A 14,574-nucleotide genomic window follows, 5' to 3' on the forward strand; every position below is an offset into this window, starting at 1 on the left:
AAGACGCAAGCTGGGCCCTTTTATGTTGCTATAGGAGGAGTAAAAGTCGGTAGTTGACCTTTAGGTTGAACCTCCTTGTTTAACAGTCGCAGGTAAAATCGCGGCTGGTGAATTGGTTGGAGGCCACATCGCCCACTTTCACCAGGTGGTGGAAAGGAATCTCCTCGCCGGTGGCCAGCTCTACTTGCAGGCCTTCTTCTTTTTCCTCCACTTTCTTGATGAGAGCGGTGACGGTCAGGAACTCATTCAGGTCTGTGCGGTACTGAATCTTTAAGAACTTCTTTTTGGAGACGGCTTCGTTTACCGCCTGTAATAATTGCTCATCCATCATCTTGACATTAGGCTTTCTTAACTAGGGTATACGGCTCAGGAGTTTGGGGTTGCTTTCTGGAAAACAGCCCCAAAAGGCTACTGTATTTGCGGAGCTTGGCATCCAGGGAATAGTGGTTGTAGTCCTCCACAAACAAAAGTAGCCCCGCAAAATACAGTCCGTACAGCATTTGCAGGAACACGTTCTGCCATTCTTCCAGCATGCTGGACCCGAAGATCAAGGCCAGCATCACCAGGGAACCAACAATAAGCGCTTGACGCGTAAACAGCCCCACCAGCAGCAGCAACCCAATCAGCAATTCCATAAAAGGCAAGGCATAGCTGAAAGGCTGCACCAGCGCCACCGGCAACATAGACTCCTGGAACTGCCCTACCATCCACTGGCTGAACTTGTCTAATTTGGGCATCCGGACTAGGCCATGCCCAAAAAAGCTGAGCGCAATGGGCAGCCGGGCCAACAGGTACGCAAGAGATGCATTTTTCATGAGATGAAGGTTCTGGGTTGTTTAGGGGTGTTTTTCTAAAAAACAGCCTAAAAGCAGGGACTTTTCCGGTATTATCTGAGGTCCTTCTTTTCTGCCGGAGGATCTGGTTACCTTTCCTCTGCCACTACTTGCTGCAGCACTTCCAATACACCATTCTGGCTGTTGCTTTTGGCCCGGAACCGAGCAGCCTCCTTGATCTCGGGGTGGGCATTTTCCATGGCGTAGCTGTAGTGGGCTTTCTGAATCATTTTGAGGTCGTTGAGGTAGTCGCCAAAGACCATGGTCTCCTCTGGGGTGATGTTGAACCGTTGCTGCACCACTTCCATGGCGCGGCCTTTGTTGGCCAGTTTATCACAGATATCTAACCAGATTTTACCCGATACGGTTACCTGCAAGTGCTGACGCTCTTCCTGGAAATGTAGGTTGCTGCTTCCTTCTACCCCGCCCAGTTCACAGATTGCAATCTTCAGGAACTGGTCATCTTCTACCTGCAGCAAATCATCTACTACCTGCACGGCATCATAGTACAGTTCTACCTGGGCCATAAACTCGGGCGCGGTATTCTCTACGTAGGCGGTCTTCTTTCCGCAGAGCACCATGTAGGCACCCTCTAGTTCCCGGGCTTTCCGCAGGAGCTTTTGGGTGGTATCCAGGTCCATGGCTTGCACCAACAGTTCCTCTCCCTGGCACACCACGTAGCTGCCGTTCTCGGCCAGGAAAATGATTTCGTCTTTGATGGGCGTAAACAGGTTCACCAGGTTGTAGTACTGTCGCCCACTGGCGGCGGCAAACAGGATGCCCTTCTCTTTCAAGGACTGGTAAACAGGGTAAAACTCAGGGTTAAGGTTATGTTCTGGGTCTAGCAAAGTGCCATCCATGTCAGAGGCAACCAGCTTTATTTTTGAAAAATCCATAGGTGTACGTGCTCAGGCGGGCCTGATAAAGTCATAAGGCCGCAAGGTAGGCAATACCGCTTAGGTTACCAGAAGGTTGTGGATATACCCCAGGTAAGCTCCTTTTTAGGCTATATTCCTGAAAAAGGGCCTAAAACAGCTTCAATCTTAGCTTAGTGCGGCTCCCGATGGCCTAAAGGTGATTTTTCAGGAAGATTTTAAAGGTACTGCCTTCGCCGGGCTTGCTTTCCACCTCAATCTTGCCGCCGGCATTGTCTACCATCCGTTTGACCATGTATAGGCCAATGCCCGAGCCTTCCACGTGGTCATGGAAACGCTTGAACATGGAAAACAACTGTTTTTGCTGGGCATCATTTAACCCTAGGCCATTATCCTGCACCGTGAGCAACAGGTATCCCGCCTCTTGTTGGCAGCCTACTTTTATGTGAGGCTTTCGGTCTGGATGGGCATATTTGATCGCGTTGGATAGCAGGTTGTACACAATACTGCGCAGGTTTTTCTCTGAGAAAGGGACCTCTGTGCAGAAATGGACCTGGCTTTCAATTTGCGCCCCAGATTTTTGGATGACCTGATCCAGGTCCAGGAGCACCTCCTTCACCAGATCATTCAGGCTGACCATGCGGGCTACATTCTGGTTGTCTTTTTGCAATTTGGAAATCTCGGTGAGGTTGTAGATGGTTTTCTTGAAGCGGTCAATGGCCCCTTTCATCATGCCCAGAATGGTTTCCACCTCCTGCTGGCTTAAAACAGGTTGAGGCAACTCCAGCAGTAACTCCTCCATCAGCATTTCTATGTTGGAGATAGGAGCCCGCAAGTCATGGGAGGCGGTATAGATAAAGTTATCCAGATCTGAGTTGGTGTACAATAACTGCTGGTTTGTGGCCTGTAAATCTTCATTGGCCGTGGCTAGCTCTTCGGCAAAGGCTTTGGCTTCCTGCTCGCTTTTCTCCAGTGCTTTCCGGGCCTCTACCTGCTCCGTGACGTCCGTAACCAGGGTGTAGAAACCTGCCACCTGGCCGTTCTGCTTATCGGGTACGTAGCTGGTTCTGATGTGCTTGATAAACCCATCTCTATAGGGCATGGTGGCCTCAAAATCAACGTGCTCTCCGTTGAGGGCCTGGCGAATATACCCTTTTACGTTTTCGTAGGCTTTTTCCCCAATGATCTCTGAAACCCGCCGGCCCAGGAAACTTGACGCTTTGAGAGGAAACCAGTCTTCATAGGCTTTGTTGGTGAACTGGTATCTCTCTTCCCGGTCAAGGTACCCAATGAGCACGGGCAAAGAGTCTGTGATCAGTTTCAATTGACGGGCACCGGCTTCTTCCGCCCGGCGGGCCTCCACCTGCTCAGTTACTTCAAAGGCCAACACCAGCACCCCGTCTATCTGGCCGTATTCATCAAAGCGGGGCTGCTGGATGTATTTGAAATACCGGTCCTCTGTTACCCCATCTGGTTGCCGGATAATGGGGATGTGCATTTCCTGCTCCTGGTGGGTTATGCCTTTCTGGTATGCATCTAGTAAGGTTCTATGCACGGTTCTGCCCTCAATCTCAGGAAGGGCCTCTAAAATAGGTTTACCCAGAAGTTCCCGGTCAGGGAACAGCTTCTGGTAGATGGGGTTCACTAATTCAAACACCAGGTTGGGACCGTCCAGGATACAGATGGCCGCAGGGGCATCGGTGAAAAGCCGTTCCAGGCGCTGTTTCTGCTTTTCGGCCAGGGCTTGGGCTGCCTGTAGGGCCTTTGTTCTACGCTCTACTCTGGCTTCCAACTCCACGTTAAGGGCTTGCAGCACCTGGGCATTTTTCTCCACCTGCAATCTTGCCTGCACAAACTCAGTCACATCCAGGGCGAAGATGAGAATGCCGTTTACTTGCCCCTGGGCATCATAAAGGGCCTGGTAGATGAAGTTCCAATAGATGTCTTCAGGGGCTTGTCCTTCAAACCGGGCTACCGGAATGAGCACTTCTTTCCCTTCAAAGGTCTCCCCGGTATCATAAACCTTCCGGATGATAGCCTCCACGGGCTGGCCTTTCAGCTCTGGTAAGGCTTTAAACAAGGGCAACCCCATCAAAAGCCGTCCCGGGAAAAGTTGCTGGTACGAATCATTGAACACTTTGTACACCAACTCAGGCCCTTCTAGCATGGCAATAGCGGCCGGAGCCTGCTCAAACAACCGCTCTAACCGGTTTCGTTGGTGCTCTGCCTGGGCCAGGGCGGCTTGTTCCCGTTCCTGGCTTTCTTTCAGAAGCTGTCTGGCTTTTTCGCTCTCGGTGACGTTGGTCGTTTCATGGATGATACAGCTGACATTGCCCCGCTCATCCAACACGGGTGTGTTCCGGGTGTGCCAGTACCGCTCTATGAACTTTCCTGGGTGAGTAGGGTCCTGTAGGTCATACCGGAAAACATCCATCCTGTCGGGCTTGCCCGTGGCGAATACCTTTTCAATGGAAGCTTTGAGGTTTTGAGTGGACGAAGTCCCCTCCACATCAGGGTTGTCTGGAAAAACGTCAAACACGTATTTACCTATGATCTCTTCCCTGACCTTGAGGGTTTCCTGCAGGTAGACATCCGTCACCGCCTGAATCCGGAGTTCAGGAGAAAGAATCAAAAGTAACCCTGGCTGCGCTTCAAAAATCTGCCTGAACGGCAAGCTCTCTTCATTTCCGATGTTCTCCAGGGTACTAGCTGAATAGTTTTGCATGTTTTAATTCCGGATGTTAGGCCTGAGATGTCCGCTATACGCTTTCTAACACCTTAAAGATGGCTTCTTCCAGGTTTCTATCCTAACCTCATGAGGCAGGAAGCAAAAATTGGCCCTTATCCCTTGCCCCAAGTCTAAGAAAAAGCCAAAGCAGCCTACTCCTGCTCAATTAGTCTTCTTTACATGAAAGTAGCCATGGGAAGCACAGGCACTCACGTCAGGAATCGGTATAAATCTAAGGAAAAGGACTTTTGCAAAGCAACCATCCGGTTTTCAATTCGTTTTAAAGGCTGCAACAAATTTAGAATCTAACTTTTACAGATATGAAAAAGATAACATTTTTAGCGGCCCTGTTTCTGGCTGCCGGATTTCAAATAAATACCGTAGAGGCCTCTGATCTTCCGGTAAAAGCAGTGCAGGATACCACTCAGACAAAGACAACCAATAAGGAACGTGCCAAAACCGGGGTAAACCAGGTAGGACACGGAGCCAAGTCGGTAGGGAAAGGCACCAAAAACCTGGCTGTAAGCGGGGCTAAAGCAACCGCTAAGGGCGCCAAGAAAGCTGGCAAAGCCGTAAAGAACACCACTAAAAAGGGCGTTCAGAAGGTAGACCAGAAAGTAGACTAAGCAGGACCTCTTCTGCCATAAAAAAGCCTTTCCTCACCGGAAAGGCTTTTTTTTTTTTACGGCTACTGCTGCCGAAGACTTGATTTAGGAAGGCCGTCCGTCCTCGCTGCCATTCTCGGGCAGTTCCCGCACGGGCATAATCATGAATTCCTGGATACGCCAGTCAAGGTCCTCCACCTCCTGGGCCAATTGTTCTACCCGCTGGGTCAGGTTTTCTTCCTCCGCCGGGACCACAAAGGCTTCCCCCAGATAAATATGGCCTTCTTCGCGCATCCTGAAGGCGTGCTTCTTCACCCAGGGCTGGTGTTTCAGTTTCTGTTCAATCTGGAGAAGCAAGGGATCGGTTTCCTGGTCATCCACGGTTTTGGGGATCTGGTTCATCAAATCAAAAACAGCCTGTTTAAGGTTAGTGTACCCATCTTTGATGATGTCCAGAGAGATAATGAGGGCCGCTACTGAATCGGCCCACCACCAGCCCATGCCAATACCAATGATCCCGGGAATAGCGGCGGCCCCCGTCATCCAGTCGGCTTTGTTCATGTCGGCATCGGTGTAGAGGTTTTTCTCGTGCAGCTGTTTGGCCAGGGGCAGTTTCAGGTACCCCAGCACCATGGCCGGGAAGGTGCTGTACAACATGGCTCCTATCATTAGGTATCCCAGCCAAACCTCCTGCCCAAAGATGACCTTAATGCCGATAGTGGGATGCTCCTGTTTAATCAAGGTGGAAATTGAGTCAAAAATCAGGAACCCACCCACCGAGAACAAGGCCAGCGCGCTGCACAGATAGGCGATGCCCACCACCCGGTGGTACCCGTACGGAAAGTTCTTGTTCGGTTTATTATGGAACACCCGGGAGGCAATGAGAAACGAGATGGAAGGAACCAAACTGAGCAGGTCTTCAAACCAGGCGGTTTTCATGGCCTGGGAGTTACCCATGGTGGCAAACACCACCAGTGCCGTGGAAATCAGGTAAGCCACGGTAATCCACTCCAGCTTCTTGGCTTTCTTGAAGACAAGCTGCAGTTCTTCTGGGTACTCAAATCGGTTAATGGGTTTCATGGCTGCAGACGGGCTTCAATGGTGGCTTCTTGCCCGTGCAGGAATTTTTCCAGCTTCACGGTGAACGCATTCTCCCCTTTGATCACCGCCCACACATGCTTCTTTTTCTCTACTTCGGCGAAAGGACGGGTAAAGGAGATTTTGCTTTTCCAGGGAGAGTCATCGGTCATGCCCGCGAGGACCAGGTGCAGGTGGTTTTTCTCCAAGGCTTCCAGCAGATTTTGCTCAGAGTCGTTTTGCCACTGAATGGAGGCGTTGAGGCTTTTCGCGAAGGCTTTTACCAAATCGGGCTCAATCCCGGTAGGTCCCTCGGGGCCTTTCACCACCCAGGGCGGGTTTTCTGAGTAGCCTACTTTAAGGGTGCCATTGGTGACCTCCTCCAGCGTCTTCTCAGGGTCTTTAGGAAAGTCCTGGCAGCCGGTGGTGAAGAATAAGAAGAGAATGAGGTAAAAAGTACAATAGCTTCTGCTATGCATATTTTATAGGTCTTTTGAAGAAAACGGCCCAGAAACAAAACAGAAAGGCATTTTGTGGCCTACATTGAAAACCTTTCGCGTAAACTGTTGTTAGTACGCGCGCACTCTTGGTTAGTTCTTGCTGCCGTGGTTGCGCTGTCTTTCCTGCCAACCGATTACAAGCAAAATGAACTGGCTTCTATCTTTCCGAGGCGCACTACGACTATGCCATCAGACAGCCTAGATAAGTAAGAAACCCGGCTTCTTTCCTGAATAAATACTTAAATATCAATGGGTAACAAACCCATCGATTTCAGAAGCGTTATTCCATTGGGCTTCTATCACTGCCTGCACGCCTGAAAGCAACTTAGAAACGAAATGAAAAAAGCACTGAAGATCACCTTACTCCTGCTGTTGTTAGTGATAGCGGTGGCAGGGGTCATTATCGCCACTACCCCCACCAGGAAACTAGTCTCCCTGTTTGCCCCGGAAATAGACAACATCAGGGTTACTGATACCCGCATCAACGAGGAGACCGCCACCATGAATGTGCTCATGGATGTGAAACCTTCCCTGCTTTCTGGATTCGTGGACAGCATGGTGTATAATTTCAAATTGTATGGCAAGAGTGTGGCCCACGGGCAGAAAAGCTTTGAGCGCGATGCCCAGCAGGGCAAACAGACGGTCAAGTTCCCCATGACCATGAACCACAACAAGACCCGCGAGTTGGTGCGCCGCCAGGTGAAGGAAGGGGAAAAAGTGCAGGCCTACATCCAAGCCTTCAGTGATATTCCGTTGCTGGGTCGCCGCAAATTTGACATCAAGGAAGACCTGGACATGGTCATCCCGGCTTTGCCCGGCGCCCAGGTCACCGACCTGAAGATCACCGATTTTGGGCTAGACGAGATGGAAATGATCATGACCATGAGCCTGGACAACCCCAATGATTTTGACTTCTACATCCGGGACATGCGGATGTCTCTCAACTTTCCAGAGAAAATGAGTTCTGTGGGTGGCACCGGAAAAGACTTCCTGATCAAGGCCCGCAGCGTGACGCCTATCCAGATTCCGGCTGTTTCAGATGTAAAGAAGCCCTTAAAAACCACGTTCAAAACCCTCACGGGTGACCACGTCTGGAAGTACAATATGAAAACCTACATGGTACTGGAGCCTAAAAGCGACGTGGTGGGCACCATTCACATGGATGCCGTGAAAACCGGCGAGGTCAATGTGGTGCAGCAACTGAAGAAGATCAAAGAAACCAACAAAGCCGAGAAGAAAGCCGAAAGAGAGGAAAAGAAAGAAGCCAAAGAGCAGCGTAAAGAAGAAAGAAAAGAAACCAGGTAACCCTTGTTCTGAACCTGATTTCGGGAAATTAAGGCTGAAACAGTTTCGTGCTTCAGGGCATCTTAGATTAGGGACAAAAGTGTATTTTGGTGTACAAATTCCTGTACCCAAAGTCCTATGCCCAACGTCTACGTTTCTCGTTTCCGCAAAAGTCTTGTTCTCTCCGCCGCGGCCTTCACGCTGGCTGCCCTTGGGGTCCCCATGATTTCCGTGGCTCGGCAAACTCCCTTTCAGGATACCCCAGACTCGGCGCAGGTGGGCTATGGTTACCGAGACAGAAAGCAGGTAACGGGAGCTGTCCAAACGGTCTCAGCGGGGCAATTCAACCAGGGATTGATAGTTTCTTTAGAGCAGCTTCTCACCGGGCAGTTAGTAGGCGTCCAGATCACAGCGTTGAATGGCGCCCCTGGGCAAGGCTCCCTTTTGCAGCAACACCGGAACGCTACCCTGGCGGGCAGAAGCGCTCCTTTGGTGGTTTTGGACGGCGTTATCCTGGAAAGTGAGGGTGAAGAAGACCTTCTTTCTGCACTGGCGCTCCTCAACCCCAATGACTTGGCTTCGGTCACCTTTCTCAAAGATGCCGCCGCCACTGGTATTTACGGCTCCCGCGGGGCGAACGGGGTTTTGCTTTTAACCACCAAACGTGGCGCGACGCACAAAAAGCTGCAGGTAGATTTTCGGTCACAGGTGGCCCTTTCCACCTTGCCCAGAAAAGTAGAGGTTCTGTCTGCAGATGCGTTCCGGCAGGTAGTAAACCAATATGGCACCCAGGAACACAAAAGCAGGCTCGGCTCAGCTAACACAGATTGGCAGGATGCGGTTTACGAAAACGCCGTCAGCCATGACCAGCACCTGAGCTTGGGCGGGACCGTGGGGGTTCTGCCCTACCGGGTGGCCTTGGGGTACCTGCACCAGAACGGCATCCTGACCAACACCCATTTCAAGCGGAAGTCCGCTTCCCTTACCTTGAACCCCTCTTTTTTCCATGACCACCTAAAGTTGGATATCAGCTTGAAAGGTGTCAAGGGAGAAACCCAGTCGCCCAACCAGTATCTGATCAGAACGGCAGTGCACTACAACCCCACCCAACCGGTGTACGCCTCAGACGGAAGTTACTTTGAGTGGCTAGATGGACAAGGCAGACCCGAGGCATTTGCCCCGCTTAATCCTTTGGGGTTTTTAGAACGGTCTCCCTCCAGGCTGGACTCCGAACGGAAATTTGGAAACGCGCACCTGTCCTACCGCTTTCACTTCCTACCGGCTCTTACGGCTCACTTCAACCTGGGGTATGACGACCACGGGGTTACCGGGTATGATGATGACAACTTTTTCGCGCCTCTGCCAGGCTATAGCACCAATATGCTCCATTACGGCCAAACCCGTAAAAACACTTTAACCGAGTATTACCTCACCTACGCCGAGAGCCTGGAAAAACTCAACAGCCAGGTAGATCTCACGGCGGGATATTCCTCCCAGAAAATAAAGAATGACGTCTACCAGAACTTAGTTTCTGTACCAGAGGGCTCCTTTATGTCGGGTTACGGCTTCAAGACGACCAACACCCAAAAAGCTTTCTTCGGGAGTTTGCAGTACGGGTTCAAAGGACGGTATTTCCTGACCGCCTCGGCCAGAAGAGACCAGAGTCCCCTATTTGCGGAGGAGAACCGCGATTTCACCTCAAAAGCAGTAGGCATCAGCTGGCTTTTATCTGAAGAAGGATTTCTGGAAAACCGAGACCTGCTCTCTCTCCTGAAGGTGAGGGCCAGTTACGGGGTTCAGGGGAACACGCCCCTGCTCCTCGGCTTCAACCCTTCCCGTACCGGCCTTAACACCAGTTCTATTGCCAACCCCGGCCTCACCTGGGAGAAAACCACTTCCTTTAACCTGGGGGCAGATGTTGGCTTTTGGGGTACCCGCTTCCAGGCCAGCCTTGATTTCTTCAGGAAGAGCACCGATGACCTTTTAAGCTACAGAATCTTACCAAATAACACCGGTCTCTCCTATGTCATTGCCAACGGTGGCGAAGTCCAAACCCAAGGCGCCGAAGTCAATCTCCGGTACCTGGCGCTGGACTCAGACAAGGCCCGTTGGGTTTTGGCCCTGAATGCCTCTTATTCCACCAATGAACTGATTTCTATTCCTCAAGGTGCTAGCGGAGCCAGAAGCTTCCAGGTGGGTTTCAACAGCCTCCCTCGCTACGTCAATGTACCGGGGAATGAGGTGGATGCGTATGCGGTGTATGTCCAGAAGTACCAGGGCGAAACTCCTCTGGAGGGGCAGTACGAGGACGTGGACAGAAACGGCTCATTTGGCCCCGAGGACCAGAGAATTTACCACAGCTCCCGACCTAAAAGCCTGCTGGGGTTCACCTCACAAACCACCATCAAAGGGTGGAGCCTGGCATGGATGGCCAGAGCGCAACTTGGTGGGTACGCCTACCTCCGCGATGCGGCAGAAACCGGGTTTTACAACGGCTTCAGGTCCCCGGCCCAACTCCAGAACCTCTCGGCAGACGTGCTGGAAAGCAACTTCACTTCGGTGCAATACTACTCTGACTACTACGTGCAAAATGCCTCGTTTCTCCGGGTGGAGTACATCAGCTTAGGATACGATTTCGGAAAAGTCCTCCAAAACAAGACCCGACTCAACCTAACGGCCACGGTGCAAAACGCCTTTGTCTTCACGGGCTACACCGGCCAAGATCCTGAAGTGGCTTACGGAAACGGGTCAGTGCAATATCCCAGAGCCCGCACGTTTGCCCTCACCCTTGAAATGGGTTTCTAAAAAAGGTTTTGGTCGTCCCGTTTAAGGCTGGTTTTCTGAATAACAGGCCCTAAACGCAGATCACTCGGCCACCTCCAGTTTGTAGCCCCGGCCGTGCACCGTGGTGATCTTCACGGATGAGTCTGGTTGAAGGTATTTGCGCAGGCGCGAAATGAACACATCCAGGCTACGGCCCACAAAGTACCCGTCGTCCTGCCAGAGCCGCTGCAGAATCTCCTCGCGGCGCAAGAGTTGGTGTGGGTGCTGCACAAAAAGTCGGAGGAGTTCTGCTTCCCTATCCGTGAGGGTGTGGGTGTGGCCGCCTACGTGCAGCAGCAGGTTCTTAAACTCCAGGGAAGACGTGCCGAAAAAAAGCGTGTCATTAACTTTTCCCACGGTTTCAGAGGTCTGCACTATTTCTGTATTACGGGAAGTTCGTCGCAGAATGGCTTTCACGCGGTACACCAATTCCTCCAAACCGAAGGGTTTGGTGAGGTAGTCATCGCAACCCAGTTCAAAGCCTTGCAAGCGGTCGGCTTTAAGGGCTTTGGCGGTCAGGAACATAAAAGGCACAGATAGCTCTCGCTTCCGTATTTCCTGGGCCACGGCAAAACCATCTACCTTGGGCAGCATCACATCCAGCACGCACAAGTCAAAAGACGCTTGGGCTAACGCCGACAGACCGGCCTCCCCGTCCGGGCAAAGGGTGACGTGGTAGCCCGCGGTCTCCAGGCTGTCTTGCAGCAGGAACCCCAAATTAGGGTCATCTTCAACAATCAGGATGTGCGCCATACTGCTAAGATACCACAATAAAGTCAGCGATCTCTTTTTCCTGGCCGTTCACGATCAACGACACGCGGTGGGCGCCCAAGTGGTATCGGCGGGTGGTGATAGGCTTGAAGCTCTGCCGCCGGGCGATGGTAATTTCCTCCCCCGGAGCGTACACCCGCTCACTTATTTTGAACACTTTCCGGGCCAATGATTTGTTCGCTTTCTGGTAATACACCCCGTACTCCAGGCGTACTTTCTGCGGAGCTTCTGCGGTGTTCTGCAAGGCAAACGAAAACAGCAGCTCTTTCCCCAAGGCTACCTCCGGCGTCCGCACATTGAAGTCCCGTACGTGCAGGTGTGCCGCAGGTTCAAACCCGAAATACCGCAGCGCCTCGGGGTGGCCTTGTTTCAGTAAGGTACGGCATCCGTGCTTCACAATCCAGTCGGTTTGCGGTCCTTGGCCTTTCCACTTTGCCAGCACCTCCAGCACCAGATCTGGATTGTCCTTGGAGATATCATTTAGGTTGTTGGCCACGCTGCGCCGCACATACTCAGAAGGATCGGCTTTCAGGTTCTCCAGGATGGGCAGGATGGGTGCCGGATCGCGTTTAAGAAGAGGCAATGCCATGGCCCAGGGCAGCCGGGGTCTGCTTCCCTCACTCGCGAGGCGCCTTACCGCGGGGTGGACGTGCCCCGACCAGGCCAGCATCTGTTGCATCATCTGCTCTGGGTACTTCAAAAGAAAAGGGCGCACGGCAAACTCACAGCTGATGAACTGGGTGACCTGCTCCAGGGCTTTCACCGAGGTCTCCAGGTCTTCTAATCCGTATAGTTCCAGGTAATCTGGAAAGAACATGAACTCTACGTGCCGCACCGGAAACTCTTGGGCTTGCAGCTCCTGAATGATTTGCTGGATCAACGCTACGGCCTCAGGGTACCGCTCCGGCATAAACTGGTGCAGCACCCGGGCGGTGTGCCGCATGCGTTCCTTTAATTCTTTGTTTTCCCAGTCTTCGGTGAAAATGCCTTTAATAAACTTCTCCTTCTCAAAGGCGGGCAGCACCTGTTGCAATACCTGGGCAAAACCGTCATAAAACTGGGGAGAATAAACATCTTTCAGCAGCGTACTCATAAAGTGAAAGGTTGGCAGGTTTAGGCCCCAATTTCTGGAAAAGCCCTGAGAAACGCTATTTCCTCTCTTTCTGAGATCTCACAGTAGTTAGCAGCTGCTGGTAGTTACGCGTGGGTAGACGTTGGTTTGCTTATACTCCTTGGCAGGCTACAGCCATATAGATAAGTTATGAAACCTTTTATACGTTTAAACCACTGCTCAGCAAATACCTAACGGCTTGTACCTAAGGGGAGCGAGGCGCAGCCGAAGCATAACTTAGGTGCTTGGCTATGGATAGTAATTCTTTATTTCTTTAACCCATTCTATATTCCTATGAGCGTATTCAATTGAATTTGCCAGCCAAGCTCGAGACTCTCCATCTAATTTCGGTAATACACTCCGCAAATCATCTGAATCCTTTTGCCTGTTATCCTTGGATTTATAAAGCAGAACAATCTCGGGGGCTAGAATAGGGATTCCGCACTTGGACTTAATGATGGAAGTCTCCATCGGGTAAACGATGTTAAGGTTCCTTCTGTATCTCCAATGTCCATCTACTGCTTCATTTAGAAGAATTTCAACTTGGTATCCAATACCATCTGTGGCATAGATCTCATGCACGGGAAGTTCTAAGTACTTGTCCTTGTCCCAGTTGATGGATTGTCCCATGTGATCGAAGTAGCTGAAACTCCATCCGGGTAGATAATTCTTAAATAGGAGCTGCTCCTGCCGCAGGATAGCAATTTCAATATCCTGGTGTTTTCTTGTTTCCTTATTCAGAAATAAATCAATTGCCCATCCACCAGCAACTCCCCAAATTCCGGTATAGTTATTTAAAAGTTCCTTTACTCTTTTTGGCTCTTTGAATTTCAAGGTATTAATTTCTAATTATTCATAACGGGCTTGTGTAAGCGGCGGCATATGTCGTCGACCAGAGCTGCCGTTTACACGATGTTACCTGCTGTCCTTTAATTTATTGAGCTCACAAAAGTGCCATAATACTCCCGATGGGTCATGCATGAACAACTCTCTTCCCCAATCAAACTGCTTTATATCTGTGAATCTTACCCCTTTGTATTTTACTTGCAACCCTCTTTTCAACAATTCTTCTGCGCATTCTTTAATGTCATCCACTTCCAAAAACACCATTGAGTTATTAATCCAATTCTCAACATAGTAGTCTTGTAGATAAAATCCCAAATTCTCGTTAACCCTAAAGAGGCACATCTTGTCTCCAAGTTCAATTTCCTCAAATTCAAGTGCTTTATAAAATTCTCTTGATTCTTGGTAGTTTTTTGCTCCAATGAACGGGCGAATAGCTTTTGAAAGGAAATTCATTTATTTAAGCTTCTTATTTAGATGGCAGGTAACGTACTTGTGTAAACGACGGTGAGGCCGTCGGCAGAAAGCTGACGTTTAGGTGTAGTTAGCCTCTGTTATTTTTTCCACTCTTGCACTTTGAATTCAATTACTACCGAATCCTGCATTTGAATCATTAGGTTCTTTGTATAGACTGGGTCGATGTCCATTCCATAATCTTCCACTATTTGGTAGTAATATTTGTTAGAGTCCGCTTGCCAGTTTCGCTCAGGCTCTCCAAGCAAATTAACCAACTCTTGGTATTTTAATCCTTTTATTTGTCGGTTGTTTACAAGGTCACTAATCATCAAGTCGCGGTGCGGGTAATCCATATCTACTTTTACCAACCACTTTTCCGTGTCGAATTTTTCTTGTCGTTCGCAGGCAATTCCTGAAATCAGTACCACAAGCGCGAAACCTATTTTTACAAAATTGAATCTCAATTCCTATTTATTTTTATTAATTGAGGCTAACTATTTGATAAACCAAACCATTACACTTGTCCATTCTACATTCAGACCAGTAGGCCAATACTGCCGAATATACTGGATAGCTGCCATGTTATAAAGCAGGTACTCATTGATAGAGACAATCCCTGGCAGGAAAGCAAAACGAGCCCAGAAACAAGTGTTTCTGGGCTCGTTTTC

General features: G+C 50.2%; 14 protein-coding genes. 3 read left to right on the top strand and 11 right to left on the bottom strand.

Annotation, left to right across the window (positions count from 1 at the left end; genetic code table 11):
- Nucleotides 1-79 precede the first annotated feature (79 nt).
- The 4 genes from ACW9SV_RS21130 to ACW9SV_RS21145 form a co-directional block, all read right to left on the bottom strand.
- The gene (locus tag ACW9SV_RS21130; RefSeq protein ID WP_479558767.1) at nucleotides 80-331 is read right to left on the bottom strand and encodes a hypothetical protein; all 252 of its coding nucleotides are present in this window, start codon (nucleotides 329-331) and stop codon (nucleotides 80-82) included.
- Nucleotides 332-338: 7 nt separating this feature from the next.
- On the bottom strand, nucleotides 339-815 hold the full coding sequence (locus ACW9SV_RS21135) for a DoxX family membrane protein (RefSeq protein WP_479558768.1): 477 nt from the start codon (nucleotides 813-815) through the stop codon (nucleotides 339-341).
- Nucleotides 816-922: 107 nt separating this feature from the next.
- On the bottom strand, nucleotides 923-1,729 hold the full coding sequence (locus tag ACW9SV_RS21140; RefSeq protein ID WP_479558769.1) for an HAD family hydrolase: 807 nt from the start codon (nucleotides 1,727-1,729) through the stop codon (nucleotides 923-925).
- A gap of 172 nt (nucleotides 1,730-1,901) precedes the next feature.
- Nucleotides 1,902-4,433, bottom strand: a complete 2,532-nt coding sequence (locus tag ACW9SV_RS21145) for a PAS domain-containing protein (protein WP_479558770.1) — start codon at nucleotides 4,431-4,433, stop codon at nucleotides 1,902-1,904.
- Between the two features lie 323 nt (nucleotides 4,434-4,756).
- Here ACW9SV_RS21145 and ACW9SV_RS21150 point away from each other — a divergent pair, with 323 nt between their 5' ends.
- Nucleotides 4,757-5,062 carry a hypothetical protein gene (locus ACW9SV_RS21150; RefSeq protein ID WP_479558771.1) on the top strand — a complete coding sequence of 102 codons (306 nt, stop codon included), beginning with the start codon at nucleotides 4,757-4,759 and terminating at the stop codon, nucleotides 5,060-5,062.
- 84 nt (nucleotides 5,063-5,146) lie between these two features.
- On the opposite strand, the gene ACW9SV_RS21155 is transcribed toward ACW9SV_RS21150, so the two are convergent.
- Nucleotides 5,147-6,121, bottom strand: coding sequence for a cation diffusion facilitator family transporter (locus ACW9SV_RS21155; RefSeq protein ID WP_479558772.1), 975 nt, complete (start codon nucleotides 6,119-6,121; stop codon nucleotides 5,147-5,149).
- Nucleotides 6,118-6,597, bottom strand: a complete 480-nt coding sequence (locus tag ACW9SV_RS21160) for a transporter substrate-binding domain-containing protein (protein ID WP_479558773.1) — start codon at nucleotides 6,595-6,597, stop codon at nucleotides 6,118-6,120. The genes ACW9SV_RS21155 and ACW9SV_RS21160 overlap by 4 nt, the downstream gene beginning before the upstream one ends.
- Before the next feature lie 357 nt (nucleotides 6,598-6,954).
- On the opposite strand from ACW9SV_RS21160, the gene ACW9SV_RS21165 reads away from it, so the two are divergent.
- Nucleotides 6,955-7,923 carry an LEA/WHy family protein gene (locus ACW9SV_RS21165; RefSeq protein WP_479558774.1) on the top strand — a complete coding sequence of 323 codons (969 nt, stop codon included), beginning with the start codon at nucleotides 6,955-6,957 and terminating at the stop codon, nucleotides 7,921-7,923.
- Nucleotides 7,924-8,040: 117 nt separating this feature from the next.
- A complete protein-coding gene (locus tag ACW9SV_RS21170) occupies nucleotides 8,041-10,707 on the top strand; it encodes a SusC/RagA family TonB-linked outer membrane protein (RefSeq protein WP_479558775.1) in 2,667 nt (888 codons plus the stop codon).
- 60 nt (nucleotides 10,708-10,767) lie between these two features.
- On the opposite strand, the gene ACW9SV_RS21175 is transcribed toward ACW9SV_RS21170, so the two are convergent.
- The 5 genes from ACW9SV_RS21175 to ACW9SV_RS21195 all read right to left on the bottom strand — a co-directional run bounded on the left by ACW9SV_RS21175 (nucleotide 10,768) and on the right by ACW9SV_RS21195 (nucleotide 14,334).
- Complete coding sequence (locus ACW9SV_RS21175) at nucleotides 10,768-11,478, bottom strand: response regulator transcription factor (RefSeq protein WP_479558776.1); 711 nt, start codon at nucleotides 11,476-11,478, stop codon at nucleotides 10,768-10,770.
- A 4-nt stretch (nucleotides 11,479-11,482) separates the two neighbouring features.
- Complete coding sequence (locus ACW9SV_RS21180; protein WP_479558777.1) at nucleotides 11,483-12,589, bottom strand: DNA alkylation repair protein; 1,107 nt, start codon at nucleotides 12,587-12,589, stop codon at nucleotides 11,483-11,485.
- A 267-nt stretch (nucleotides 12,590-12,856) separates the two neighbouring features.
- The gene (locus tag ACW9SV_RS21185) at nucleotides 12,857-13,441 is read right to left on the bottom strand and encodes a nucleotidyltransferase domain-containing protein (RefSeq protein WP_479558778.1); all 585 of its coding nucleotides are present in this window, start codon (nucleotides 13,439-13,441) and stop codon (nucleotides 12,857-12,859) included.
- A gap of 81 nt (nucleotides 13,442-13,522) precedes the next feature.
- Nucleotides 13,523-13,906 carry a VOC family protein gene (locus tag ACW9SV_RS21190; protein WP_479558779.1) on the bottom strand — a complete coding sequence of 128 codons (384 nt, stop codon included), beginning with the start codon at nucleotides 13,904-13,906 and terminating at the stop codon, nucleotides 13,523-13,525.
- A gap of 98 nt (nucleotides 13,907-14,004) precedes the next feature.
- Nucleotides 14,005-14,334, bottom strand: coding sequence for a hypothetical protein (locus ACW9SV_RS21195; protein WP_479558780.1), 330 nt, complete (start codon nucleotides 14,332-14,334; stop codon nucleotides 14,005-14,007).
- Nucleotides 14,335-14,574 lie beyond the last annotated feature (240 nt).

It is taken from the genome of Rufibacter sp. JT20002, from assembly GCF_056491185.1.